The following is a 26,102-nucleotide window of genomic DNA, read 5'->3' on the forward strand; positions in this document are numbered from 1 at the left end:
GTCTTCTTTCTTATCACTTTTATTCTGATCAGAAACAGATTTCATACCTACGTCTTCTTTCATTTCATAATAAATTAACTTCATTAGAAAAAACAAATTTCATTTTTATTGGAAGTTTTTGAGCCGCTAATCTTAAAGCTTCCATTGCGATTTTCATTTCTACTCCATCTATTTCAAATAAAATCCTACCAGGTTTTACTACTGAAACCCAAAATTCTACAGGTCCTTTTCCTTTTCCCATACGTACTTCTTGAGGTTTTTTTGTAGCAGGTTTATCCGGAAAAATATTGATCCATAATCTTCCCTCTCTTTTCATATATCTAGTTGCAGCTACTCTTGCAGCTTCTAATTGCCTAGAAGTAATCCAAGCAGGCTCCAAAGCTTTTATACCATATAATCCTCTTGAAAGAAGGAATCCTTTTTTGGAATTTCCACGTATTCTACCTTTTTGTTTTTTTTTATATTTTGTTCTTTTTGGTTGTAACATAAATTATAAATTCTAATAAATAATTTTTATTTTTTTTTTCTAGAATATTTATTATATATTCTTTGTTTTCTTTGTATGCTACTTCCTAATAACGGATATAATTCCCTCTTACCATATATTTCTCCTTTCATAATCCAAACTTTAATTCCTATACTTCCATAAACAGTATTAGCTACAGCCATATAATAATCGACATCAGCTCTAAAAGTGCCTAAAGATATCCTTCCTTCTTTATAAGTTTCACATCTAGCCATTTCTGATCCATTTAGTCTTCCAGATATTTGAATTTTTATACCTTGAGCATTCATTCTCATAGCAGATAATATTGATGATTTTATATATTTTTTATAAGACATACGATTTTCTAACTGCCTCATCAAATTCTTTGCTATCAAAGGAGCATCCAACTCTGGACGTTTTACTTCAGATATATTAATCTGAACTTCTTTTTTAGTAAGTTTCTTTAATTCTTTTCTAACAGTATCTACTTCATCTCCTCTTTTTCCTATAACTAAAGCAGGTCTAGAAGTTCTAATAGTAATAGTTATAAACTTTAAAGTTCTTTCTATAAATACACGAGAAACTATTCCTTTTGGAAGTCTTGCTTCTATATACCTTCTTACTTTAAAATCTTCTTGGATTCTATCCTTATAATTATTACACCAACTAGATTGCCAACCTATTATAATTCCAAGACGATTAACTATTGGATTTGTTTTATGTCCCATAATCACATTTTTTTTATTTTATGTAAAAAAATAGTTACATGACTTGATCTTTTTCTTATTCTATGTCCTCTACCTTGAGGAACAGGGCGTAATCTTTTTAATGTTTTACCTTGATCAACTCTTATTTCCTTTATGTATAAAAAGTCATCAATTTCAACAGAATTATACTTTTTTTTCCAATTAGATATTGAAGACAATAGCAGTTTTCTCAAAAAAATAGAAATTTTTTTCTTACTACTATACAAAAGTATATCCAATGCCTTTTTAACTTTTTTATATCGTATCAAATTTGTTACCAATCTTATTTTTCTAGGAGAACTTCTTACTCCATTTAAGGAAGCTGAAACAATATCATTATTATGTGTTAATTGTTCCATTATAATTTCAATTTTTTACCTTAATTTTATTCTTAGAACCAGAATGTCCCTTAAAATTTCTAGTAGGTGCAAATTCTCCAAGCTTATGCCCTATCATATTTTCTGTAACATATACATTAATAAATTGTCTTCCATTATGAACAGCAAAAGTTTGACCTACAAAATCTGGCAAGATTACCGATGGCCTAGACCAAGTTTTAATAATAGTCTTTTTTGAATTTTCTATATTTTTTAGAACTTTTTTATATAATTTTTGAGATACATATGGTCCTTTTTTTAAAGATCTTGGCATATAATTTAATTAATTTATTTTTTTCTTCTTTGTATGATGTATTTGTTAGAATATTTTTTTCTTGAACGAGTTCTAAATCCTTTAGATGGATTTCCTTTTCTATCTCTAGGGATACCTCCAGAAGCCTTGCCTTCACCACCACCCATTGGATGATCTACAGGATTCATAGCTACACCTCTAGTTCTAGGTCTTTTTCCTAAATGCCTATTTTTTCCAGCTTTACCATACTTTTCTAATTGATGATCAACATTAGAAACTATTCCTATTGTTGCCATACAATTTATCATCACCATTCTAGTTTCACCAGAAGGAAATTTTATAGTAGCATATTTTCCATCTTTTGCAAATAATTGAGCAAAAGAACCTGCACTCCTAGCTATTTTAGCACCTTGACCTGGATTAATTTCTATACAACAAATATTAGTTCCAAGAGGGATTTCACTTAAAAAAGTAGAGTTTCCTATACCAAAAGGAATTTTTTTACCAGAAATCACTTTTTGTCCAATTTTAAATCCATTCATTGCAATAATATACCTCTTTTCTCCATCTTTATAATGAATTAAAGAAATAAAAGAAGATCTATTTGGATCATATTCTATAGATTTTATAGTAGCATATATTCCAAATTTTCTTCTTTTAAAATCAATAACTCTATATTTTTTTTTATGACCCCCTCCAGAATATCGTACTGTCATTTTTCCATAATTATTTCTACCACCAGATTTTACCTTCCCTTTTATCAAATTTTTACTAGGTTTAGAAATAGTTATTTCACTAAAATCATTTTTTATTCTAAAACGTTGACTAGGTGTTGTTGGTTTCAGTTTTTTTATTGACATTTAATAATGGATTTATTTTATCTTTTTCTTTTTTTAAATCAAGTAAATTAAGATCAATTTTTTGATTTTCTTTAATTTGAACCATAATTTTTTTCAATTTATTAGTCTTACCATATAAAAAACCTTTTTTCGAAGATCTAGACTTTATTTTTCTAAAATAAATCATAGTTCTAATAGCTATCACAGTACAACCAAAAAATTTATTGATTTCTTCTTTTATTTGAATTTTATTATAAGATGTATTATATATATAGAAAGTATATACTTTTTTTTTACCTTTTTCTGATCCTCTTTTTGTAACAATAGGTCTTATAATAAACATAAACTTATGAAATAATTAAAAATTTATACATTTTTTCTATAGAATCTTCAGACAATATGATATCTGAAAAATTTAATAAAGAAAAACAATCCAGTTCATTAATATTTAATAATCTAAAATTTCTTATATTTCTGGAAGATAAATATAAATTATTATTCATTTTTCCAATAATCATTAATGATTTCTTATTTTTCAATTGCAAAGATTCCAATAATTTTACTATAAATTTAGTTTTTGGAACATCTAATACTATATTTTCTACAATTTTTACTTTATTCTTTTTCAATTTATCTTCAAAAAGATATTTTCTAACCATACTTTTAGTATGTTTATTTATTTTCGTAAAATATTTTCTGGGTTTTGGTCCAAAAATTCTACCTCCTCCTCTAAATATAGGATTTTTTATATCTCCTTTTCTGGAACCTCCGGTACCTTTTTGTCTATGCAATTTTCTCCTACTACCAGATAAATCTCCTCTACTTTTAGATTTATGAGTACCTTGTCTTTGAGCAGATAAATATCTCTTAATTTCTAAATATACAGAATGACTATAAGATTTTCTAGATAAAAATTTATCTTCGAATTGGATTTTTTTATCTGTTTTATTTCCATTTATATCTAAAACTTTGAATTCCATTTTTTTTTCTTAATCATTAAATATGAATTTTTATTTCCTGGAACAGATCCTTTTAAAATAATAAAATATTGATGAATATCCAATTTTAAAATTTTTATATTTTTAATAGTAACACTTTTATACCCCATTCTTCCTGCCATTTTTTTTCCTTTGAAAACACGTGAAGGATCAGACCCAGCCCCTATTGAACCAGGTGCTCTTAAACGATTATGTTGACCATGACTACTTTCCCCTACTCCTGAAAAATTATGTCTTTTTACTACACCCTGAAAACCCTTTCCTTTCGAAATACCTTTGACATCAACTAATTCTCCTTCCTTGAACAAATCTACTTTAATTATAGAACCTGCTTTGAATAAAGGAGTAGATTCACTTCTAAATTCTAATAATTTTCTTTTTGGAGAAATCCCCGCCTTTTTAAAATGACCAACTAAAGACTTAGTCGTTTTTACAATTTTTTTTTCATCTACCCCTAATTGAATAGAAAAATACCCATCATTTTCAATTGTTTTAACTTGTACAACATAACATGGAGGACTATATATAATAGTACATGGAACATTTTCTCCATTATCTAAAAATATACTTGTCATTCCCATATTTTTTCCTATTATTCCACACATATTCTTATACTTTTATTTCAGCTTCAACTCCACTTGGTAATTCCAATTTCATCAATGCATCTACTGTTTTAGATGAAGCATTATGAATTTGCAATAATCTTTTGTGTGTAGGAAGAAAAAATTGTTCTCTTGATTTTTTATTTACATGAGGTGAACGCAACACCGTAAATATTTTTTTTTCTGTGGGCAATGGGACTGGCCCATTTAATATAACACCTGTAGGTAAAACAGAATTTACAATTTTTTCTGCTGATTTATCTAATAAATTATAATCATAAGATTTCAATTTTATTTTTATGTCATGACCCATGGTATAAATTAATTTTAACTATTTCTTTTTGTTTTTTTTCCTGTAATAATGATATCATTTTTAATAATTTCTGGAACAACATCATAATGAGAAAATTCCATAACAGAAGTCCCTCTTCCGGAAGAAAGAGTTCGTAAAACTGTGACATATCCAAACATTTCAGATAACGGAACTATAGCTTGAATAACTTTTACATTATTCCTATTACTCATATTTTGTACTATTCCTCTTCTACGATTTAAATCACCTATTACATCTCCCATATTTTCTTCTGGTATGAGAACTTCTAACTTCATAATTGGTTCTAATAAAACTGGATTAGCTTTTTTTGCAGCTTCTCTAAATCCAAATTTACCCGCAATTTCAAAGGAAATCTGATCAGAATCAACTGGATGATATGATCCATCTAAAATCGTTATTTTAGCATTATCTATTTCATATCCAGAAAGAGGTCCATTTTTCATCATTTCTTTACATCCTTTTTCTATAGAAGGAATATATTCTTTTGGAATGTTTCCTCCCTTTACTTTATTAACAAAATCCAATCCAGATTTTCCTTTTTCTCCAGGTTCTAATCTAAATAAAATATCAGCGTATTTTCCTCTCCCTCCAGTTTGTTTTTTATAAACTTCCCTATGTTCAACTGATCTTGTTAAAGCTTCTTTATATTCTACTTGTGGTTTACCATGATTAACTTCTACTTTAAATTCTCTTTTCATTCTATCTATAATTATTTCTAAATGTAATTCCCCCATTCCAGAAATAATAATTTGTCCAGTATAATTATCTGTTCTTACCTGAAAAGTTGGATCTTCCTCCATTAATTTAGATAAAGCTAAACTCATTTTATCAATATCAGATTTGTATTTAGGTTCAATAGCTAATCCTATTACAGGATCTGGAAATGATATATTTTCCAATAAAATTGGAAATTTTTGATCACATAATGTATCTCCTGTTTTAATATCTTTAAATCCAACAACAGCCGCTATATCTCCTGCTACAATTTCTTCTATTGGATTTTGTTTATTAGCATGCATTTGATATATTCTAGAAATCCGTTCTTTATTACCAGATCTTGTATTATAACTATAAGATCCGGATTTTATCTTTCCAGAATATACTCTAAAAAAAGCTAAACGACCTACAAATGGATCACTCGCTATTTTAAAAGCTAAAGCAGAAAAAGGTTCTTTTTCGTCTGGTTTTCTTATTTCTTTTGTTTGGTACATAGGATGAATCCCTACTATATTTTTAACATCGAGAGGAGACGGTAGATAAGAGCATATAGCATCTAACATTGCTTGTACTCCTTTATTTTTAAATGAAGAACCACAAATAATAGGAATTATCTTCATTTTTATTGTATTTCTTTGTAGAGAATCAATTATATCTTTTTCAGATATAGAAGAAGAGTGATCATCATATAAAAATTTTTCCATTATTATATCATCTATCTCAGATAAAGTTTCAATTAACTTATTTTTATGATCATATACAACATCTTTCATATCTAATGGGATAGAAGTTTCTTTATATGTCATTCCATAATTATTTTCATCCCATATTATTGCTTTATCAGATATTAAATCTACAACTCCAACAAAATCGTCACCACTTCCAATAGGAATTTGTAATGGTATAGAATTAGCTCCTAACATTTTTTTGATTTGAGAACAAACATTAAAAAAATCAGCCCCTTGTCTATCCATTTTATTAACAAAAGCAATTCTAGGTATTTCATATTTGTCAGCTTGTCTCCAAACTGTCTCTGATTGAGGTTCTACGCCATCTACAGCACTAAATAATACTACCATCCCATCTAAAACCCTCATAGATCTTTCTACTTCAACTGTAAAATCTACATGACCAGGAGTATCTATAATATTTATTTGATATTTTTTACCTTTATGAATCCATTCACAACATGTAGCTGCAGAAGTAATAGTAATTCCACGTTCTTGTTCCTGTAACATCCAATCCATAGTAGCAGCGCCATCATGAACTTCCCCAATTTTATGATTTATTCCTGTATAAAATAATATTCTTTCAGTTGTAGTAGTTTTTCCTGCATCAATATGTGCTGCTATTCCTATATTCCTTGTATATTTTAAATCTTTCCCCATAATAATTAAAATCTAAAATGTGAGAATGCTTTATTAGCTTCTGCCATTTTATGAATATTTTCTTTTCTTTTAACAGCTTCTCCTTGTTCTTTAAAAGCATCCCATATTTCAGATGCCAATTTATCCGACATAGTTTTTTCTTTTCTAATAATAGCACAATCTATTAATAGCTTCATAGCTTTTGTTATTTTATTATTAGAAGAAATTGGAATAGGTACTTGTATGTTTGCTCCGCCCATTCTACGACTTTTTACCTCTATATGAGGCATAACATTTTTTAATCCTTCTTTCCAAATTTCTAATGAAGTTTTCTCCTCTCTCTCTTTTATTAAATCTATTTTTTTCATAGCATTATAAAATATTCTATATGCTACGCTTTTCTTTCCATTTTTCATTAAATGATTTACAAATCTACTAACAAGAGAATCATTAAATTTTGGATCAGGCAAATATATTTTATTTTTTTTTTTTGTTTTTCTCATGTAGATGTTATAATAATTTAATCATTATTTCGCTTTTTTTTCTTTATTCATTTTTGCCCCATATTTACTTCTACTTTTTTTTCTTCCATTTACACCAGCAGTATCACGGGCTCCTCTGACTATTTTATATTTTACTCCAGGTAAGTCTTTTACTCTGCCTCCTTTAACCAGTACTATTGAATGTTCTTGTAAATTATGACCTTCTCCTGTTATATAACTAATAACTTCTCTTCCATTCGTAAAACGAACACGCGCTACTTTTCGCATAGCAGAATTTGGCTTTTTTGGCGTTGTTGTGTAAACTCTAGTGCATACTCCTCTTTTTTGAGGACACAATTCCAATGCAATAGATTTTCTTTTTTTATATGGAGAAGACCGTCCTTTTCTAATTAGTTGTTGTATAGTAGGCATATTATATATTTAGAATGAGAATAATATATACTATTTAATAAAAATTCCAAAATTAAAAATGAATTTTCATAAAATTTTATATATGAATTTTTTCATTTTGAAAAATATCTTCTTCTAAAGAATTAATATTAAGTTCTTTATAAATATAACTAAAAGTAGAAAGTAAACAAGGTTTTCCATCTACAATAGCTACATTATGTTCGTAGTGAGAAGAAATTTTTTTATCAAAAGTAGTGATAGTCCATCCATCTTTGTGAAAGATTACTTTTGAAGAACCTTTATTTACCATTGGTTCTATAGAAAGAACCATACCTTCTTTTAATTTCAAACCTTTTCCTTTTTTTCCAAAATTTGGGACATGTGGTTCTTCATGCATTTTTCTTCCTATACCATGTCCTACAAGATCTTTTACTACACTATATTTATTTTTTTCAATAAAAGATTGTATTGAAAATCCTATATCTCCAATATGATTATTTTTTTTACATTTAGAAATACCTAGATATAAAGATTTTTTTGAACAATAAAGAAATTTTTTGATTTCATCAGAAACTTCACCTACTTCAAAAGTATAAGCATGCTCTCCATAAAATCCATTCATATAAACTCCACAATCTATAGATATTATGTCACCTTCACATAAAGGTTCATAATTAGGAAGACCATGAACTACCTGGTTATTTGGAGAAACACATAAAGTATTAGGAAAATTATATAAACCAAGAAATGCAGGAATTCCTCCATGATCACGAATAAAAGATTCCGCTAATTTATCTAAATAAATAGTATTTACACCAGGTTTTATTTCTTTAGATAACATTCCTAATGTTTTTGAAGCTAAAATTGCACTTTTTTTTATTAAAATTATTTCATCAATACTTTTCAAAAATACCAAAATCGTAGTTATTTATTTTATTAATTATTTATTATAGTTATAATAGAAGATCCACTCATAACATGAGGAATAGGTAAATCCATTAGTTGTAGTATGGTAGGTGCAACATCTGATAATGTTGCTGTTTTTTTTAGTATCATATTTTTTTTGTTAATATTTTTATCTACTATTATAAATGGAACAAGAGATGTACTATGAGTAGTATTTGGGGATCCATCAAGATTAATCATTAAATCTGCATTTCCATGATCTCCAACTATAACAACTGTATATGAATTTTCTAATGCTTTTTCAGAACAAATTTTTGAATAATAATCAACAAATTCACAAGCTATAATAGTTTCCTTCATTTTTCCAGTATGACCTACCATATCTGGATTAGCAAAATTTAAACAAATAAAGTCTGCTGTTTTATTATTTAATTCTGGAATAATTTTTTTAACAATATTTTTTGCACTCATTTCCGGTTTCATATCATAAGTAACAACTTTAGGAGAATTACATAATATTCTAGTTTCTTTTTCAAAAGGATTTTCACGTCCTCCTGAAAAAAAATAAGTTACATGTGGATATTTTTCTGTTTCAGCAATACGAATTTGTTTTTTATTTTCTGCTTCTAAAACTTCTCCCAAAGTATTTTTTATATATTCTTGATCAAAAACAGAATAAATATTCTGATATCTTTTTTTTTCATAAGAAGTCATTGTTATGTAAGAATCTAATTTTATAAATTTAGTATTACTACTCATTCCTTCTTTTATTAATAACTTTTTTATTTGCTTGGTTCTATCTGAACGGAAGTTAAAACAAAATACAACATCTCCATTCTTAATTCTAGTTATATCTTTATCATGGTTAACTATTAATGGTGGTAAAAATTCGTCTGTTATTCCTTTATTATATAGTTCTTTCATGGAAGAAATAATATTGTCACTACCATATCCTATACCAAATACCATGGCATCATATGCTTTTCTAGTTCTTTCCCATTTGTTATCACGATCCATAGAATAATATCTACCAATAACAGAAGATAATTTGCCAGTATTTTCTTCGATAACTTTCAAAAGTTTTTTCATATATGTAACTCCCATTATTGGAGAAGAATCTCTTCCATCTGTAAAAACATGTATAAATACATTTTTTATTTTCTTTTCATATGCTATTTTTAATAAATGAAAAAGATGATCCATATGTGAATGAACTCCTCCATCAGATAGTAATCCTATAAAGTGAATTCTCTTTTCAAAAATTGAAATTTTATTAAATAAAAAATTTATTTTTTTATAGAAAGAATTATTTTTAATAGAAATATTTATTTTTTCCAAATTTTGAATTATTCTTCTACCGGATCCTAAATTAATATGACCTACTTCAGAATTACCCATTTGTCCTTTAGGTAGTCCTACAAAAGTACCTGAAGCATGTAAAGTACTAAAAGGATAATTATTTAAACAATAATCTATAAAGGGTGTAGATGCATTTTGAATAGCAGAAGAATATTTATTATTAGATAAACCCCATCCATCAAGAATTATCAACATCAATTTTTTATTATTCTTATTCATTAAATGCTAATTCTTTTAAAATTATTTATTTTTAATTTTTTATCAAATTTATTTAAATATTCACGTACAGTAATTTTATTATTTTTTATGAATTTTTGATTAAGAACTGTATTTTCAGATATGAATTTATCAAGTTTTCCTTTTATTATTTTTTCCATTATGTTTTTTGATTTACTATCAAAAAATTTTTTTTCTGTTTCTAACTGATTTTTAATAATTTCTATTTCTTTTTTTATTAAAAAATTAGGAAAATCTTTCCTATCTATTGATATAGGATTCATTGCTGCTATTTGCATAGCAACATCCTTTGCATAAAAAAGATCTACCTTTTTAGAAAAACCAACTAAAACTGAAATTCTATTATTATGTGTATAATCCACTACAAATGGTGATTCTAATCTCTCAAATATTTTCAATTCTATATTTTCTTTTGCCACTGATATTTTTTGATCAATCATTTCTTTAATACTTGTATTATCATTATACAATCCCATCAAAAAATTATTTTTTGATAGATATAAAATAGATTTTTTTGATAATACTGATAAAAAATTTAAAAAAATATCACTTTTAGAAAGAAAATCAGTTTCACAACTGATACCTATAATTGTACCAAAAGAATAATCAGAATTAACAGTAGAAATAATCGCACCTTCTTTCATTTCTGATGAAGAATGATTTATAGAAATTTTTTTTCCTATTTTTTTTAAAAAAGAAATGGCATTTTCTATATTACCATCAGTTTTTTCCAATGCTTTTTTGCAATCCATTATTCCAATTCCCGTAACTTTCCTAAGTTTATTAATTTGATGTAAAAGTATTTTGTTCATTTTTTGTATTTAATTAACTTTTTTTTCCTTATTATCTACATCATTTTTTTCATTTTTTAAAGAATATCCTTTTTGAATAGCTTCTGTTACATATTTTAAAATTATATCTATAGATTTTGATGAATCATCATTAGATGGTATAGGGTATTCTATTTCATTAGGATTAGTGTTAGTATCTACCATAGCAAAAATGGGAATTTTCAACTTTTTAGCTTCAGTAAATGCTATTTTTTCTTTATTTGGATCTACTAAAAAAATGCCTCCTGGTATATGATTCATATTTGAAATACTTCCTAAATTTTTATATAATTTTGTATAAACTCTATCAATTAATAACCTTTCTTTCTTTAATAAAGTGTTAAAAGTCCCATTTTTTTTCATCTTATCTATATTATTCATTTTTTTTATAGATTTTCGAATGGTGCTAAAATTAGTGAGTAACCCACCTAACCATCTTTCCGTAACACATGGCATACTAACTTTTTTTGCATATAAAAAAACTTTTTCTTTTGCTTGATCTTTTGTTCCTACTAGTAGTATTTTTTTTCCAGAAACCACTATATTTTTTAATGCATCACACGCTTGATTTAATTTAATTACCGTCTTATGTAAATCTATGATGTGAATGCCACCTTTTTTCATAAATATAAAAGGTCGCATATTAGGATTCCACTTTCTTGCAATATGTCCAAAATGGACACCAGCTTTTAATAAATCCTGAGTATTAATTTTCATTTATTCTTCATTTTTTTATTTAGTAATTTTTAACGTTTTGAAAATTGATATTTTTTTCTAGCTTTTTTTTGTCCAAATTTTTTTCTTTCTACTTCTCTAGAATCACGTGTTAATAAACCTTCAAATTTTAATTTTTTTCTATTTTTTTCATTTAAAATACAAAGTGCACGAGAAATAGCAAGACGAATAGCTTCTGCTTGACCATTAATTCCCCCTCCAATAACTTTTATAGTTATATCCAATTGATTCAATTTATCTGTAATTTTAATAGGATATAAAATTTTTTGATGAATGTAGTTAGGAAAATATTCTTCTATTTTTTTTGTATTAACAGTTATTAAACCGTTTCCCAATTTTAGATATATACGTGCAAGAGATCTTTTTCTTCTTCCTATGGAATGAATCATTTTTTAATTAATTTTTTAATAAAATAGGTTTTTGGGATTGATGTTTATGATTTTCTTCAGGATATACATAAAGTTTTTTCAACATTAAACGTCCTAAACGACTTTTCGGTAACATACCTCTAACAGATTTATATATTAAAATTCTAGAATCCTTATTTAATAAATCTTTAAATAAAATAATTTTTTTTCCTCCTGGATATCCGGTATATCGAATATATTTTTTGTTATTCCACTTATTTCCTGTTACTAATATATTATTAGAATTTATAACTATAACATAATCTCCGCAATCTATATGTGGTGAATAAAATATTTTATATTTCCCCATTATAACATTTGCAATGTTTGAAGAAAATCTTCCAAGAACTTGATTTTTAGCATCCATAATAAACCATGATCTTATTATAGATTTTTTGTTAAATGAAAGAGTTTTAAAACTTAACGTATTCATAAAAATATAATTCTTTGTTATTATTAATATAAGTATTTTTAAAAATATTACCATTTAATGACTTTTTGTCATATTTATTTGATAAAATTATTGTTATACATCATATTCCTTTATTTCTTTTAATAAAAAGATTTATTTTCATTATGGCATAATGATTGTTGGATATTTATTCATATAACTAGAAATACCTGATAAAATGAGTAAAATTATAGGAATAGATTTAGGAACTACAAATTCTTGTGTCGCTGTAATGGAGATTAATGATCCTGTTGTTATACCAAATTCTGAAGGAAAAAGAACGACTCCATCCATAGTTGCTTTTGTAGAAGGTGGAGAAAGAAAAATAGGAGATCCAGCAAAAAGACAAGCAGTTACTAATCCTAGTAAAACCATTTTTTCTATTAAAAGATTCATGGGAAGAATGTATTCAGAAGTGACAGAAGAACTAAAACATGTTCCTTATAAAGTAATAAAAGGAGGAAATAATACGCCTCGTGTAGACATAGAAGGAAGATTATATGCGCCTCAAGAAATATCTGCAATGATTTTGCAAAAAATGAAAAAAACAGCTGAAGATTATTTAGGAACAGAAATAAATAGAGCTGTAATTACAGTTCCAGCATATTTTAATGATGCACAGAGACAAGCTACAAAAGAAGCTGGAGAAATAGCAGGGTTAAAGGTAGAAAGAATTATTAATGAACCTACTGCTGCTGCTTTAGCTTATGGAATGGATAAAAATAAACAAAACAAAAAAATAGTAGTATACGATTTAGGAGGAGGAACTTTTGATGTTTCCATTTTAGAATTAGGTGATGGAGTTTTTGAAGTTCTTTCAACCAATGGTGATACTCACTTAGGAGGAGATGATTTTGATCAAGTTATCATTAATTATCTCGCTGATGAGTTTAAATATAAAGAAGGATTAGATTTAAGGAAAGACCCTATGGCATTACAACGTTTAAAAGAAGCTTCAGAAAAAGCGAAAATAGAATTATCCTCTTCTAATCAAACGGAAATTAACCTTCCGTATATTACAGCTACAGATTCTGGGCCTAAACATTTAGTCATAACTTTAACTCGTTCTAAATTTGAACAACTATCAGAAAATTTGATTAAAAGATCAATAAATCCATGTTCTAAGGCATTAAAAGATGCAAATTTGACTACTAAAAATATTGATGAGGTTATTTTGGTAGGTGGATCTACTCGTATACCTAAAGTACAAGAAGAAGTAGAAAAATTTTTTAATAAAAAACCATCTAAAGGAGTTAATCCAGATGAAGTAGTAGCTATTGGTGCTGCAATACAGGGAGGAGTTTTAACAGGAGATGTACAAGACGTATTGTTATTAGATGTTACACCTTTATCTTTAGGAATTGAAACTTTAGGTGGTGTATTTACAAAATTAATTGGTTCAAATACAACTATACCAACTAAAAAATCAGAAACATTTTCCACAGCTTCTGATAATCAATCAGCTGTTACTATAAGAGTTGGACAAGGAGAAAGACCTATTTTTAAAGATAATAAAGAAATAGGTAGATTTGATTTAGTAGATATTCCTCCTGCTCCTAGAGGGGTTCCTCAAATAGAAGTAACTTTCGATATAGATGCTAATGGTATACTTAACGTTTCTGCAAAAGATAAAGGTACCGGGAAAGAACAATCAATACGAATTGAAACATCTTCTGGATTAAATCAAGAAGAAATAGAAAAAATGAAAATGGAAGCAAAAGAAAATGCTAAAATGGATGAAAAAATAAAAGAAGAAATCAATAAGTTAAATACTGCAGATAATCAAATATTTCAAACAGAAAAACAATTAAAAGATAATGAAAATAAATTATCTGAAGATAACAAAAAAAATATAAAAAAACATTTAGAAGAATTAAAAAAAGTTCATTCAAAAAAAGATTTTTCCGCTATTGATAATTGTATTAAAAATTTAAATGAAGCTTGGGCAAAAGCATCCCAAGATTTATATAAAACGAAAAACGATAAATCAAATGAAAAAAATACTAATAATAGTCAAAAAGAAAAAGGAAATGAAAATATACAAGATGTTGATTATGAAGAAGTAAAATAAAAATATAATGAAAATGGGAGATGTTATACTATTAAAAAAAACAAAAGTTAAGGAAGTATAGATATGATGGTTATTCCTCCGATAACCTTTTCTCCCTTTTTCACTTTAATTATAGATGTATTAGGAATAAAAATATCAACTCTGGATCCAAATTTAATAAATCCAAATTCTTCTCCCTTTTTTGCAACATCATTAATTTTTGAATATAGCACAATGCGACGTGCTATAAATCCTGCTATTTGCCTAAATAGTATATTTTCTCCTGTTTTTGTCCGTATAACTACAGTTGTATGTTCATTATTTAATGATGACTTTTTTAACCAGGCAATCATATATTTTCCAATATGATATTTTGCATAGACAACTTTTCCAGAAATAGGATATCTGTTAACATGTATATCTAGTGGAGACATGAAAATAGATATGCAAATACAGTTTTTATTTAAAAATTCATTTTCAAACACTTTTTTTATTTCTATTATTTTACCATTGGCAGGAGATACTACTAATTTAGTATATTCTTTTTTATTTATTTCTTTTAAATCTATTTTTGGATTTCTAAAGAAAAAAATAAAAAAAACATAAAACGTGATTAAAAATATAGAAAACAAAAAGTGTAATAATCTAGAAGAAAATAAGAAAAAAAATAAAATTATTAATAATATTAGTATTATTAACATATATATTAATAACGGAAAACCTTCTCTATGAATAATCATAATAAATTATTGAATAACTAACTACTTACTCATTACTATTATAAATAAAATAATTACTAATATAAATAGTAACTTATTATTTAACAACATAATAAATTAATATTAGTATTTATGATAGTTTTTTATTATTTACTATTTAATAATATTTATTATTGTTGTTATAATGGGTATAACAAAAATAAAACTATCTAATCTATCTAAAAAACCTCCATGACCAGGAAACCATATTCCTGAATTTTTTACATGATAATATCTTTTTATAGTAGATTCTACAAAATCTCCAATAGTGGCAAAAAAAGGAATAATAAATGATAAAAAAAGCCAATACTTTTTTCCCCATATATTGAATAGTAAAAAACCTAATACTGAACAAAAAAATAATCCTCCAAAAAAACCTTCTACAGATTTTTTTGGAGAAATAGATATAGATATTTTTATTTTTCCCCATTTTTTTCCTATTAAATAGGATAAAGAATCATTTGTCCATATTAAAATAAAAGTACCCAAAACTAGTCTTTTCCCAATTGTTATGTATATATAATTGACTAAATAAAAAGGAATTATAATATAAACTAAACCAAAAATTAAACGACTTACTTGTTCTATTTTTTCTTTATGAGAAGAATTTTTAGAGAATAACTGAATCATGAAAAAAATTGTAGAATAAGGAATAAAACACATTACATATGAAGTTAATCCTTTTTCAAAAAAAAAATCAATAACAATAGAAAGTACAAAAAAAAATGGGACTATTTGAATTAAAAATTTTTTAGTTTTGGATATCACTAAATATTCAAATAAACAAAAAAAGGATAATAACATCATAATTATTCTAAAAAAAATTCCACCTTGTTCAATAGAAAATAAAATTATAATAACATAAAAAAAACCAGTAATAGATCTTATTAAAAAATTTGAATTTAAATAGTATTTATTCATTAATAATCAATTTTATCAATAAATATATTTTTTATTAATCATGAATTAATATTACTGTATGATATTAATTGAATACTTCATTCATTTCATCAGGGAAAGGTCTTTCTCCAAATATTTGTTTCAAATCTTCTCTGAAAAGAACTTCTTTTTCTAATAATTGATTAGCAAGAATAGATAATTTTTTTTCATTATTTTTCAATATATCTTTTGCTCTTTGAGATTGTTCTTTTATAATTTTTGATATTTCTTCATCTATAATTTGAGCTGTTTTCTCACTATAAGGTTTAGAAAAATTAAATTCATCTTCTCCTGTAGAATCATAATAAGATACATTTCCTATTCTATCATTAAGACCGAAAATAGTTACCATAGATTGAGCTTGTTTAGTAACTCTTTCTAAATCATTTAAAGCTCCTGTAGATATATTTTTAAATATAATTTCTTCAGCAGACCTACCTGCTAACAATGTACATATTTCATCTTTCATTTGTTCAACAGTAGTTAATTGTCTTTCTTCTGGCAAATACCATGCAGCACCTAAAGTTCTTCCTCTTGGAACTATAGTGACCTTAACAAAAGGAGATGAATGTTCTAATAACCAACTTATAGTTGCATGACCAGCTTCATGATAAGCAATTCTTTTTTTTTCATTTGGTTTTATAATCTTATTTTTTTTCTCCAAACCACATACAATACGATCTATAGCATCTATAAAATCTTGATTATCTATTTTTGATCTATTTTTTCTTGCTGCAATAAGAGCTGATTCGTTACAAATATTCGCTATATCAGCTCCACTAAATCCTGGAGTTTGTTTAGCTAAAAAATCTATATCTACGTTATTTGACAATATTAATCTCTTTAAATGAACAAGAAATATTTCTTTTCTCTCATTTAATTCAGGAAGATCTACTATTATTGTTCGATCAAAACGTCCAGGTCGAAGTAATGCTTTGTCCAAAATATCAGATCTATTAGTAGCAGCTAATACAATAACATTAGTATTAGTTTCAAAACCATCCATTTCTGTCAATAGTTGATTTAAAGTATTTTCTCTCTCATCATTTGAACCTGCAATACTACTTTTACCTCTAGATCTTCCTATAGCATCTATTTCATCAATAAAAATTATGCAAGGAGATTTATCTTTAGCTTTTTCAAATAAATCTCTGACCCTAGAAGCTCCTACACCAACAAACATTTCTACAAAATCAGAACCTGATAAAGAAAAAAACGGGACTTTAGCTTCTCCAGCTACAGCTTTTGCTAATAATGTTTTTCCTGTACCAGGAAGACCAATCAATAAAGCTCCTTTTGGTATTTTACCTCCTAATTTAGTATATCTATTTGGACTTTTTAAAAAGTCTACTATTTCTTGAACTTCTTCTTTTGCGCCTTCTAGTCCAGCTACGTCTTTAAATGTAATTTTTACATTATCATTTTCATCAAATAATTTAGCTTTGGATTTTCCTATATTAAATATTTGACTTCCTGGCCCACCACCTGTTGCGCTTATCCTTCGGAAAATGAAAATCCAAAAAATAATTAGAAGTATAAAAAAAATTCCATAATCAAAAAAAAATTTTGTTATAGTGTACTCTTGTTGATTTTTAAAATCTATTGTAGTATTTAAATTATATTTTTTCTTATAATCTTCAAATTTTTTTTGAAAAAATTGTAAATCTCCTATTTCAAATTCATATTTTAATAGAGAAGACGTTAATTTTTTTTCATTATTATATGTATTTGGATTTTTTTGAAAGAAAACGTTTTTTTTTAAATAAACAAGTACAGTTTCTTTATGTTTTACTACAATTTTTTGTACTTCTCCTTTTGATAAAATATCAAAAAAAGTGTCCTGATCTATTTTTTTAGGATTAGAAAGAGAAGATTTAAAAAAAAATATTCCCAAAAATATCGCAAATATAACCGCATATATCCAAAAAAAATTACTCTTACTTTTTATTTTTTTATTTATCATATGACAGGTTTCTTCATTATTGTTTTAAAAAACTAAATTTAATCATCAAATATCTTTCCAAAGGCTTTCTATGTTATAAAAATATCTTTTTTCTTTTTGAAAAATGTGAACAACAATAGAAATATAATCAATTAAAATCCATTCCTTACTTCTTAAACCTTCTATGTGATAAGGTTTTTTATTCATTTTTTCAATTGTAAATTTTTCTATAGATTGATATATAGCAAAAATTTGATTTTTTGAATTACCATTGCAAATCACAAAATAATCACAAATGAAATTTACTTTTTTCCGTAAATTTATTACAGATATATTCTCTCCTTTTACCATTTGAATTCCTTCTATAATATTATATAATAACATAATAACAAAATAAAATTATTTTTTATATTTTTATGTTATATATTAAGTTCAATTAATTTTTATTATTTTTTAACATATAAAACTAAAAAAGATAAATCAATATCGATTTTTTAAATCGATATTCGATAATAAAAATTTATAATTTTGAAAAAATTAATTTGGCCTATACATTTAATTTTATTGAAAAAAATTAATTCTACTAATCAATATGCAAAAAAATACATAAACATTTGGAATAATTGGACTGTTATTTGGACAATGAATCAAACTAACGGAAATGGTGTTGGAAAAAATATATGGCATTCAGAAAAATATAAAAATTTAACATTCAGTATCATATTAAAACCTATTGTGCCATTATCTATAGAAAAAAAATATATCATAAATATTATTATTAGTAATGCTATTCAAAAAATTTTATCTTATCATTATTCTAATGATTTATTTTCAATTAAATGGCCAAATGATATTATACTAGATAATAAAAAAATAGGAGGTATTTTGATAGAAAATAACGTTTTTTCAAAAAAAATTTACTTATCTATTATAGGAATAGGATTAAATATTAATCAGACAGAATTTGATGAAAAATGGAAAGCTACTTCTTTAAAAAAGAATTTAAAAGTAAATTCTAAACTAGATTACTTATTTTATGAAATGATATTATCTATACAAAAAGAATATTTTTTATATATAAAGTTTGGAGAAGTTTTTATAAGAAAATATTATATAAATAATTTATTTTTAAAAAATAAAAGTTCTCTTTTTTACTATAAAAAAAAAATATTTTTAGGAATTATTAAATCTATAACAAATAAAGGTCTTTTAATTATTGAATATAATAAAAAATATTGTTTTTTTTTTGAAAAAGAAATAAAAATTATAATGTAGTGGTATTTTTATTAATTAATTTTTTAATTAAGTTTTTCAAACTGATATGTTTTTTTAATTTTTTTTCTCTAATTCTCATAAGAATTTTATCATCATTTAACATAATCCCTTTAATAAAAAATAAGAATCCAATATTGATTACATTAGAAGTAAAATAATATAAAGAAAGAGCTGATGCATAACTATTTATAAATAATAACATAATAATAGGCATTAAATATAACATGAAATTCATATTTGGAATAATTTCTCCTTTCCCATTATTTTTTTGTATTATGTCATTATCATTTATTCCTATTCCATTATTATTAGTTTTTGTATAAATTAAAAGAGCAATAGAGTATAATAAAGTTAATAAACTTACATGATCTCCATAAAATGGAATATAAAAAGGTAATTTCAAAATAGAATCATATGAAGTGAGGTCTTCTACCCATAAAAAAGATTTACCTCTTAAATTTATTACAGTAGGAAAAAATTTAAATAAAGAATAAAATATAGGAATTTGAAATAGTGCTGACATACATCCAGACATTGGGTTTATTCCAACTTTTTGATACAGCTCCATCAAAGCTTTTTGCTTTATTAATGGTGGATCATTATGATATTTTTTATTTATTTTATCTATTTCTGGACGTATCAATTTCATTATAGCGTTCAGTTTATATTGTCTATACGTAATTGGTGATAGTATAAGTTTAACAACTATAGTCATTAAAATAATAATGATACCATAATTCAAATTTGTTTTTTCTAAAAATTGGAAAATTAATAGAAAAAAATATTTATTAATCCATTTTAAAAAACCCCATCCAAATGGAACAATATTTTCGTAATTATTTTTATATTTTTTTAAAATATTAAAATCTAACGGACCAAAATATAATCTGAAAGAAAAATTTATTTCTTCATTATTTTTTTTATTTATAAATGTTTTCCATTGTATTTTTTTCAAGCATTTTCCTGAAAAAAAGTTTTCAGAACGAACAAAAATATCATCCAAAGGTTTTTTTGGAACAAATATAGAAGTAAAAAACTGTTGTTTGTGAGCTATCCAATTTAAATTGGATATTTTTTTCTCATCTATATTTTTTTCAGAAAGATTTTTTATAAATGTATTAGAAGAGTTATTTTTTTTACTAATAGAATAAGTAACATAAGTGTAGGAATTCTCCCAATTTCTATCTTTCTCAAAAGAAAATATTTTTTGTTCTAAATTAAAAGGAACTCCTTTTTTTATTAGAAAAAGTGAATTTTTTATTCGTATAAAAAAATCAACATGATATTCAGTATTTTTTCCTATAACATAAATATATTCTATAAAGTTTTTTTCATCACCATCAGGTAGGGGTGCTTTCATTATAAGAATTTTTTTACTCTTATCTGAAAATAAAAAAGGACGAAAAATTAAATTTGTTGAATCAATATTATATCCCTTTATATTAGGAATAAATACTTTGTAGTTTAAACTATAATTAGTTATCAAATGAAGATCTTGAGAATGATTTAAAGAAATTGGATCATATTTTTTGTATTTTTTCAATAAAACATCATCTATTTCTCCTCCTTTATTAGATACTTTTATTCTTAAAACTTTATTTTCAATAAAAGTAAATCCCAAATTATGTTTATTATTTTTTTTGAAAAAAAAATCTTTATTTTTTTCTTGTAATTCTTTTTTTAATTCATTTTTTTTATTCCCATTAAAAAAGTATGTAAAAAATATTATTATAAATAATATGAGAAATAATCCTATTATAGAACTACGATCTACATTTTTATTATTCATAAAAAAATGAATTTTTTAATTCCATAATTTTTTTAGATGCTTGAACAAAATGAGTAAATAAAGGATGTGGATTAGTTACTCTACTTTTATATTCTGGATGATATTGTACACCTAAAAAAAATATGTGATTTTCTAATTCTATAGCTTCTACTAAACCTGTATCTGGATTTACTCCTACAACCTTCATACCTGCTTCAGAAAACTTTTTTAAGTAATAATTATTAAATTCATATCTATGCCTATGTCTTTCAATAATTTCTTTTTTTCCTCCATAAATAGAAAATATTTTAGATCCTTCTATAAGAGAACATTTTAAGTCTCCTAATCGCATTGTACCTCCTTTACAAGACAAATTTTTTTGCTTATCAATTAAATTTATAATTGGATCAGAAACATATGGATTATTTTCATAACTACCTGCTTTTTTTAATCCTAAAACATTTCTAGCAAATTCTATAGCAGCTATTTGCATTCCTAAACATATTCCAAGAAAAGGAATTTTATTTTCTCTAGCATATCTTGCAGCTAATATTTTTCCTTCTATTCCTCTATTTCCAAATCCCGGTGCTACTAAAATTCCTGAAATATCTTTGAAAGATGTTTTTATATTTTCTTCTTTTATCATCATGGAACAAATCCATTTTATATCAACATATATTTCATTTTCAGTTCCAGCATGAATCAAAGCCTCTATAATAGATTTATAAGAATCATGTAAATCTACATATTTTCCTACCAATGCTATTTTAATTTCATATTTTGGATTTTTATATTTTTTTATAAAATTTTTCCAATATTTTAAATCAGGAGATCTGACAGTAGATAAATTTAAATGATTAAGTACTACTTTATCAAAATTTTGAAAATGTAATAAACATGGTATATCATAGATTACTTTTGTATCAATTGACTCAATAACATATTCCGGTTTTACATTGCAAAATAACGCTATTTTGTTTCTGATTTCATTAGAAATATGTTTTTCTGTTCTACAAATAATAATATCTGCTTGTATTCCATTTTCCATTAAACTACGTACAGAATGTTGTGTTGGTTTTGTTTTTATTTCTCCAGTTGCTGGTATATATGGAAGTAATGTTAGATGAATTACTAATCCATTAAATTTTCCTAATTCCAGTATTAATTGACGTACTGATTCAATATAGGGAAGGCTTTCTATATCACCAACAGTACCTCCTATTTCAGTAATAATAATATCATAATTTTTACTATTTCCAATTATTTTAATTCTTCTTTTAATTTCATTGGTTATATGAGGAATAACTTGAACAGTTTTTCCTAAATAACTTCCTTTTCTTTCATTATCTATAACAGTTTTATAAATCATTCCCGATGTAACATTATTTTCTTTTGTAGTATTTTGATTTAAAAATCTTTCGTAATGTCCAAGATCTAAATCTGTTTCAGCTCCATCTTTAGTCACAAAACATTCTCCATGTTCATAGGGATTTAATGTTCCAGGATCTATATTAAAATAAGGATCTAATTTTTGTATGGAAACTTTGTATCCTCTAGATTTTAATAACATTCCTAAAGATGCGGATATAATACCTTTTCCTAGTGAAGAAGTGACTCCACCTGTGACAAAAATATATTTTACTACCATTAAAAATAAATCAAAAATGAAATGAAAACTAAAAATTTAATATGAAAATAATTTTCATAAGTAAACAATGAAAAAATAAGAATTTATGATTTTTTTTTTATATTTGCCAAACTAGGGGCAAGTTCTACACAATCAGCTCCCTATTAATTCCTCCAGGGTGGGAACACAGCAAAGGTAATTAGGTTGAGCGATGTGATGTAGTTCAGCTTGCTCCTTATATTATAATAATAAGGAGTATTCCCGAAGTAAATTCATTTTTATGGAAAATTCGTTAATATGTAATTTTTGTGGAAGAAAAAAAAATGAAATCACATTTCTTGTATCGGGTATTGATAGTCATATTTGTAATTATTGTATAGAAAAAACATATTCTATTATTCATAATAGAAAAATTTTAGAGAGAAATAATAAAGAAAGAGTAGTAAGAAATAAGCCTGTACAAATACAAATAAAAAAACCTAAAGAAATAAAATCTTTTTTAGATGAGTATATTATAGGTCAAAATGAAGCAAAAAAAATTATTTCTGTTGCTGTTTATAATCATTATAAAAGAATATCGTTTAATAAAAAAGAAGAAATTGAAATTGAAAAATCAAATGTATTATTAATAGGAAGCACAGGGACAGGTAAAACTTTACTAGCAAAAAGTATTTCAAAATTATTAAAAGTACCTTTTGCTATAGTTGACGCTACTGCTTTAACTGAGGCAGGGTATGTAGGAGAAGATGTAGAATCTATTTTAACAAGATTATTACAATCCGTTAATTATGATATAAATTCTGCAGAAAAAGGAATTATTTTCATAGATGAAATAGATAAAATTTCTAGAAAAAATGATAATCCTTCTATAACAAGAGATGTATCTGGAGAAGGAGTACAACAAGCTTTACTTAAGATACTAGAAGGATCAATTGTCAATGTACCTCCTCAAGGTGGAAGAAAACATCCAGAACAAAAAATGATACAAATGAATACTGAAAATATTTTGTTTATAGCAGGTGGATCTTTTGATGGTATTGATCAAATAATTTTGAATAGAACTAACCAAAATTCAATAGGATATTTTACAAAAAATAAAAAGAATAATTTGAAAAAAAATACTGATCAAAATATTATAGCTGAAGATTTAATAAAATTTGGATTAATACCAGAACTTATAGGAAGATTGCCTATTATTACCTATTTAAATCCATTAGACAAAAATACAATGAAAAAAATTTTGATAGAGCCTAAAAACGCTATAATTAAACAATATAAAAAATTGTTTGAAATGGATAATATATCTATGAATATAACGGATGAAGCTTTAGATATCATTGTAGAAAAAACATTGCAATTAGGATTAGGTGCAAGAGGTTTAAGAACTTTTTGTGAAAAAATATTTCTAGAATATCTATTTAATATAGATGAAACAGATAGTGTTATAAATATAGATAAAAATACTGTTATCAATAAATTATCATCTTATTGATTGATGACAATAACACATCATATATCTCATCATATATAATCATATTTTTTTTCTTATTATTCACTATTTTTTTTTAATGCCTCAAACAGTTTTTCCTTAAGGTAATTTAAACCATCTCCTGTAAAAGAAGAAATAAAAATAATATTTTCTCCTATATCAAAAAATATTTTTTTTATTTTATTTTTTGTTTTATTGTTAATAATTAAATCAGATTTAGAGATAGCTATTAGTCTTTTTTTAGATAATAATTTAGAATTAAATTTTTTTAGTTCATTTAATAAAATGTAATACTCATTTTTCTTATTTTTTGTTTCTGAGGAAATCAATATTAATAGAATAGAATTACGTTCAATATGTCTTAAAAATTGATATCCTAATCCTTTTCCACGAGATGCGTCTTTTATAATTCCAGGAATATCTGCGATTAAAAATGATTCAAAATTAAATTGAACAACACCTAAATTTGGTTTTTTCGTAGTAAATGAAAAATTTCCTATTCTTGGTTTTGCTTTAGTAATGGAAGATAATAAACTAGATTTACCTGCATTAGGAAATCCTATTATACCTACATCTGCTAGAGTTTTTAATTCTAACGTAATCCAACGTCCTTTTGTCTTTATTCCATATTGAGCAGCTTTATAAGGATATTTTTTTGTTAAATTTTTAAAAAAAGCATTTCCTTTTCCTCCCATTCCTCCATAAAATAATATTTTTTTTTGATTATTTTCAATTATTTCTGTTATTATCTTATTATTTTCATCTACTACAACAGTTCCTACTGGAACTTGTATTAGTAAATCTTCTCCATTTGATCCAGTTATATTATTACCTTTTCCTGGATTTCCTGATTTTGCAATCCAGTGTTTATTATATCTTAAATGAAAAAAAGTATTTATATGAGAATTTCCACAAATGATGATGTCCCCACCTTTACCTCCTGTTCCACCGTCAGGAATTCGTTTAATTACATTTTTTGTTTTATGAAAATGAATAGATCCTGCTCCTCCATCTCCACTTTTACAAAAAATTTTTATTAAATCAATGAAATTTTCTTTCATTATTTTTTTTATAACTGTAATTTAATTTTTTATGAAATTTCCTTTATTTTTTTCCCTATAACATGGGATATTTCGTTTATAGATAATGATCCATTTATTTTTGTTAATATATTATTATTCCATTTAGATGAATTCCAAATTAATGATGTTTCTTTCTCATATTCTTTGATTCTTCTTTTAATTGTTATAATGTTTACATCATCATTACGATTACTCGTTTCTCCTCTTTTTAATAATCTGTTAATGATCATGTCTTTTTTTATATAAAAATAAAAAATTTGGTCTATTTTCCCTAAATCGAATTGTTCTAAAATTTTCTCTAAAAAAATAATTTGATTTTTTGTTCTAGGATATCCATCATAAACTATTCCTTTAGCATTAATATGTTTTTCTATTTCAATTTTCAACATATTTGTAGTAATTTTATCAGGAACAAGAACTCCTTTTCTAATATAAAAGCTTGATAAATCTCCCAAATTAGTTTTATTTTTTATATGATTTCTGAATATTATACCAGTAGATAAATGAATAAATCCAAATTTTTTTACTATAATTTTAGCTTGAGTCCCTTTTCCACATCCTGGTGGACCAAATAGTATAATGTGTATCATAAAAAATTTAAAATTTTGAATAATAAATACAGAATTAAATATTC

At 25.1% G+C, this 26,102-nt stretch carries 29 protein-coding genes and 1 other RNA gene; 4 read left to right on the plus strand and 26 right to left on the minus strand.

All coding sequences use genetic code 11. The features are described from left to right. Positions 1 to 64: 64 nt before the first annotated feature. From rplP to rplM, 18 genes are all read right to left on the minus strand, one after another. The gene (rplP, locus tag H0H49_RS01910; RefSeq protein WP_185864285.1) at positions 65 to 487 is read right to left on the minus strand and encodes a 50S ribosomal protein L16; all 423 of its coding nucleotides are present in this window, start codon (positions 485 to 487) and stop codon (positions 65 to 67) included. A gap of 26 nt (positions 488 to 513) precedes the next feature. Next, positions 514 to 1,215, minus strand: a complete 702-nt coding sequence (rpsC, locus tag H0H49_RS01915) for a 30S ribosomal protein S3 (protein ID WP_185864286.1) — start codon at positions 1,213 to 1,215, stop codon at positions 514 to 516. A gap of 2 nt (positions 1,216 to 1,217) precedes the next feature. Beyond that, positions 1,218 to 1,592, minus strand: coding sequence for a 50S ribosomal protein L22 (gene rplV, locus H0H49_RS01920; RefSeq protein WP_185864287.1), 375 nt, complete (start codon positions 1,590 to 1,592; stop codon positions 1,218 to 1,220). Between the two features lie 7 nt (positions 1,593 to 1,599). Continuing rightward, positions 1,600 to 1,884 (minus strand): 30S ribosomal protein S19, encoded by a 285-nt coding sequence (rpsS, locus tag H0H49_RS01925; protein WP_185864288.1) that lies wholly within the window; start codon positions 1,882 to 1,884, stop codon positions 1,600 to 1,602. 14 nt (positions 1,885 to 1,898) lie between these two features. Continuing rightward, positions 1,899 to 2,723: a 50S ribosomal protein L2 gene (gene rplB / locus H0H49_RS01930; RefSeq protein WP_185864289.1), complete on the minus strand. Its 825-nt coding sequence runs from the start codon at positions 2,721 to 2,723 to the stop codon at positions 1,899 to 1,901. Then, positions 2,689 to 3,045, minus strand: coding sequence for a 50S ribosomal protein L23 (gene rplW / locus H0H49_RS01935; RefSeq protein WP_185864290.1), 357 nt, complete (start codon positions 3,043 to 3,045; stop codon positions 2,689 to 2,691). Before rplW ends, rplB begins: the two co-directional genes overlap by 35 nt. A gap of 4 nt (positions 3,046 to 3,049) precedes the next feature. Next, entirely contained in the window at positions 3,050 to 3,682 is a 633-nt protein-coding gene (gene rplD, locus H0H49_RS01940; protein ID WP_185864291.1) for a 50S ribosomal protein L4, read from the minus strand. Continuing rightward, positions 3,664 to 4,305: a 50S ribosomal protein L3 gene (rplC, locus tag H0H49_RS01945; protein ID WP_185864292.1), complete on the minus strand. Its 642-nt coding sequence runs from the start codon at positions 4,303 to 4,305 to the stop codon at positions 3,664 to 3,666. Before rplC ends, rplD begins: the two co-directional genes overlap by 19 nt. A 4-nt stretch (positions 4,306 to 4,309) precedes the next feature. Then, the gene (gene rpsJ, locus H0H49_RS01950; RefSeq protein WP_185863634.1) at positions 4,310 to 4,615 is read right to left on the minus strand and encodes a 30S ribosomal protein S10; all 306 of its coding nucleotides are present in this window, start codon (positions 4,613 to 4,615) and stop codon (positions 4,310 to 4,312) included. Positions 4,616 to 4,629: 14 nt separating this feature from the next. Next, the gene (gene fusA, locus H0H49_RS01955; protein ID WP_185864293.1) at positions 4,630 to 6,741 is read right to left on the minus strand and encodes an elongation factor G; all 2,112 of its coding nucleotides are present in this window, start codon (positions 6,739 to 6,741) and stop codon (positions 4,630 to 4,632) included. 5 nt (positions 6,742 to 6,746) lie between these two features. Next, complete coding sequence (rpsG, locus tag H0H49_RS01960) at positions 6,747 to 7,223, minus strand: 30S ribosomal protein S7 (protein ID WP_185864294.1); 477 nt, start codon at positions 7,221 to 7,223, stop codon at positions 6,747 to 6,749. 24 nt (positions 7,224 to 7,247) lie between these two features. Beyond that, positions 7,248 to 7,634, minus strand: a complete 387-nt coding sequence (rpsL, locus tag H0H49_RS01965; RefSeq protein ID WP_185864295.1) for a 30S ribosomal protein S12 — start codon at positions 7,632 to 7,634, stop codon at positions 7,248 to 7,250. 76 nt (positions 7,635 to 7,710) lie between these two features. Further along, positions 7,711 to 8,529: a type I methionyl aminopeptidase gene (gene map / locus H0H49_RS01970; RefSeq protein WP_185864296.1), complete on the minus strand. Its 819-nt coding sequence runs from the start codon at positions 8,527 to 8,529 to the stop codon at positions 7,711 to 7,713. Between the two features lie 20 nt (positions 8,530 to 8,549). After that, positions 8,550 to 10,097, minus strand: a complete 1,548-nt coding sequence (gpmI, locus tag H0H49_RS01975; RefSeq protein ID WP_185864297.1) for a 2,3-bisphosphoglycerate-independent phosphoglycerate mutase — start codon at positions 10,095 to 10,097, stop codon at positions 8,550 to 8,552. Beyond that, entirely contained in the window at positions 10,097 to 10,927 is an 831-nt protein-coding gene (gene tsf, locus H0H49_RS01980; RefSeq protein ID WP_185864298.1) for a translation elongation factor Ts, read from the minus strand. The genes gpmI and tsf overlap by 1 nt, the downstream gene beginning before the upstream one ends. Positions 10,928 to 10,936: 9 nt before the next feature. Further along, positions 10,937 to 11,662 (minus strand): 30S ribosomal protein S2, encoded by a 726-nt coding sequence (gene rpsB, locus H0H49_RS01985; RefSeq protein WP_185864299.1) that lies wholly within the window; start codon positions 11,660 to 11,662, stop codon positions 10,937 to 10,939. Between the two features lie 29 nt (positions 11,663 to 11,691). After that, positions 11,692 to 12,069 (minus strand): 30S ribosomal protein S9, encoded by a 378-nt coding sequence (rpsI, locus tag H0H49_RS01990; RefSeq protein WP_185864300.1) that lies wholly within the window; start codon positions 12,067 to 12,069, stop codon positions 11,692 to 11,694. A gap of 7 nt (positions 12,070 to 12,076) precedes the next feature. Then, positions 12,077 to 12,520 carry a 50S ribosomal protein L13 gene (rplM, locus tag H0H49_RS01995; protein WP_185864301.1) on the minus strand — a complete coding sequence of 148 codons (444 nt, stop codon included), beginning with the start codon at positions 12,518 to 12,520 and terminating at the stop codon, positions 12,077 to 12,079. Positions 12,521 to 12,716: 196 nt separating this feature from the next. On the opposite strand from rplM, the gene dnaK reads away from it, so the two are divergent. Continuing rightward, positions 12,717 to 14,609, plus strand: coding sequence for a molecular chaperone DnaK (dnaK, locus tag H0H49_RS02000; protein ID WP_185864302.1), 1,893 nt, complete (start codon positions 12,717 to 12,719; stop codon positions 14,607 to 14,609). Positions 14,610 to 14,656: 47 nt separating this feature from the next. Here dnaK and H0H49_RS02005 read toward each other — a convergent pair whose 3' ends face one another. The 4 genes from H0H49_RS02005 to rsfS all read right to left on the minus strand — a co-directional run bounded on the left by H0H49_RS02005 (position 14,657) and on the right by rsfS (position 18,611). After that, positions 14,657 to 15,289: a phosphatidylserine decarboxylase family protein gene (locus H0H49_RS02005; protein ID WP_317168693.1), complete on the minus strand. Its 633-nt coding sequence runs from the start codon at positions 15,287 to 15,289 to the stop codon at positions 14,657 to 14,659. A 171-nt stretch (positions 15,290 to 15,460) separates the two neighbouring features. Continuing rightward, a complete protein-coding gene (locus H0H49_RS02010) occupies positions 15,461 to 16,267 on the minus strand; it encodes a phosphatidate cytidylyltransferase (protein ID WP_185864303.1) in 807 nt (268 codons plus the stop codon). Between the two features lie 64 nt (positions 16,268 to 16,331). Then, complete coding sequence (ftsH, locus tag H0H49_RS02015) at positions 16,332 to 18,248, minus strand: ATP-dependent zinc metalloprotease FtsH (protein WP_185864304.1); 1,917 nt, start codon at positions 18,246 to 18,248, stop codon at positions 16,332 to 16,334. 45 nt (positions 18,249 to 18,293) lie between these two features. Beyond that, a complete protein-coding gene (rsfS, locus tag H0H49_RS02020; RefSeq protein WP_185864305.1) occupies positions 18,294 to 18,611 on the minus strand; it encodes a ribosome silencing factor in 318 nt (105 codons plus the stop codon). A gap of 144 nt (positions 18,612 to 18,755) precedes the next feature. Here rsfS and H0H49_RS02025 point away from each other — a divergent pair, with 144 nt between their 5' ends. Further along, a complete protein-coding gene (locus tag H0H49_RS02025; protein ID WP_185864306.1) occupies positions 18,756 to 19,502 on the plus strand; it encodes a biotin--[acetyl-CoA-carboxylase] ligase in 747 nt (248 codons plus the stop codon). Here H0H49_RS02025 and H0H49_RS02030 read toward each other — a convergent pair. After that, positions 19,492 to 21,291 carry a YidC/Oxa1 family insertase periplasmic-domain containing protein gene (locus tag H0H49_RS02030; RefSeq protein WP_185864307.1) on the minus strand — a complete coding sequence of 600 codons (1,800 nt, stop codon included), beginning with the start codon at positions 21,289 to 21,291 and terminating at the stop codon, positions 19,492 to 19,494. The two genes, H0H49_RS02025 and H0H49_RS02030, sit on opposite strands and share 11 nt — an antisense overlap. Next, positions 21,284 to 22,918 (minus strand): CTP synthase, encoded by a 1,635-nt coding sequence (gene pyrG / locus H0H49_RS02035; RefSeq protein WP_185864308.1) that lies wholly within the window; start codon positions 22,916 to 22,918, stop codon positions 21,284 to 21,286. Before pyrG ends, H0H49_RS02030 begins: the two co-directional genes overlap by 8 nt. A gap of 115 nt (positions 22,919 to 23,033) precedes the next feature. Here pyrG and ffs point away from each other — a divergent pair. Together ffs and clpX are read left to right on the plus strand one after the other, a co-directional pair. After that, positions 23,034 to 23,134, plus strand: an RNA gene (gene ffs, locus H0H49_RS02040) — signal recognition particle sRNA small type. A gap of 43 nt (positions 23,135 to 23,177) precedes the next feature. Continuing rightward, positions 23,178 to 24,389, plus strand: a complete 1,212-nt coding sequence (clpX, locus tag H0H49_RS02045; RefSeq protein ID WP_185864309.1) for an ATP-dependent Clp protease ATP-binding subunit ClpX — start codon at positions 23,178 to 23,180, stop codon at positions 24,387 to 24,389. 56 nt (positions 24,390 to 24,445) lie between these two features. Here clpX and obgE read toward each other — a convergent pair whose 3' ends face one another. Beyond that, positions 24,446 to 25,447, minus strand: a complete 1,002-nt coding sequence (gene obgE / locus H0H49_RS02050) for a GTPase ObgE (RefSeq protein ID WP_185864310.1) — start codon at positions 25,445 to 25,447, stop codon at positions 24,446 to 24,448. Between the two features lie 29 nt (positions 25,448 to 25,476). Further along, positions 25,477 to 26,058, minus strand: coding sequence for an adenylate kinase family protein (locus H0H49_RS02055; RefSeq protein WP_185864311.1), 582 nt, complete (start codon positions 26,056 to 26,058; stop codon positions 25,477 to 25,479). Positions 26,059 to 26,102 lie beyond the last annotated feature (44 nt).

This window comes from Blattabacterium cuenoti, assembly GCF_014252035.1.
GTDB classification, from domain to species: Bacteria; Bacteroidota; Bacteroidia; order Flavobacteriales; family Blattabacteriaceae; genus Blattabacterium; species Blattabacterium cuenoti_Z.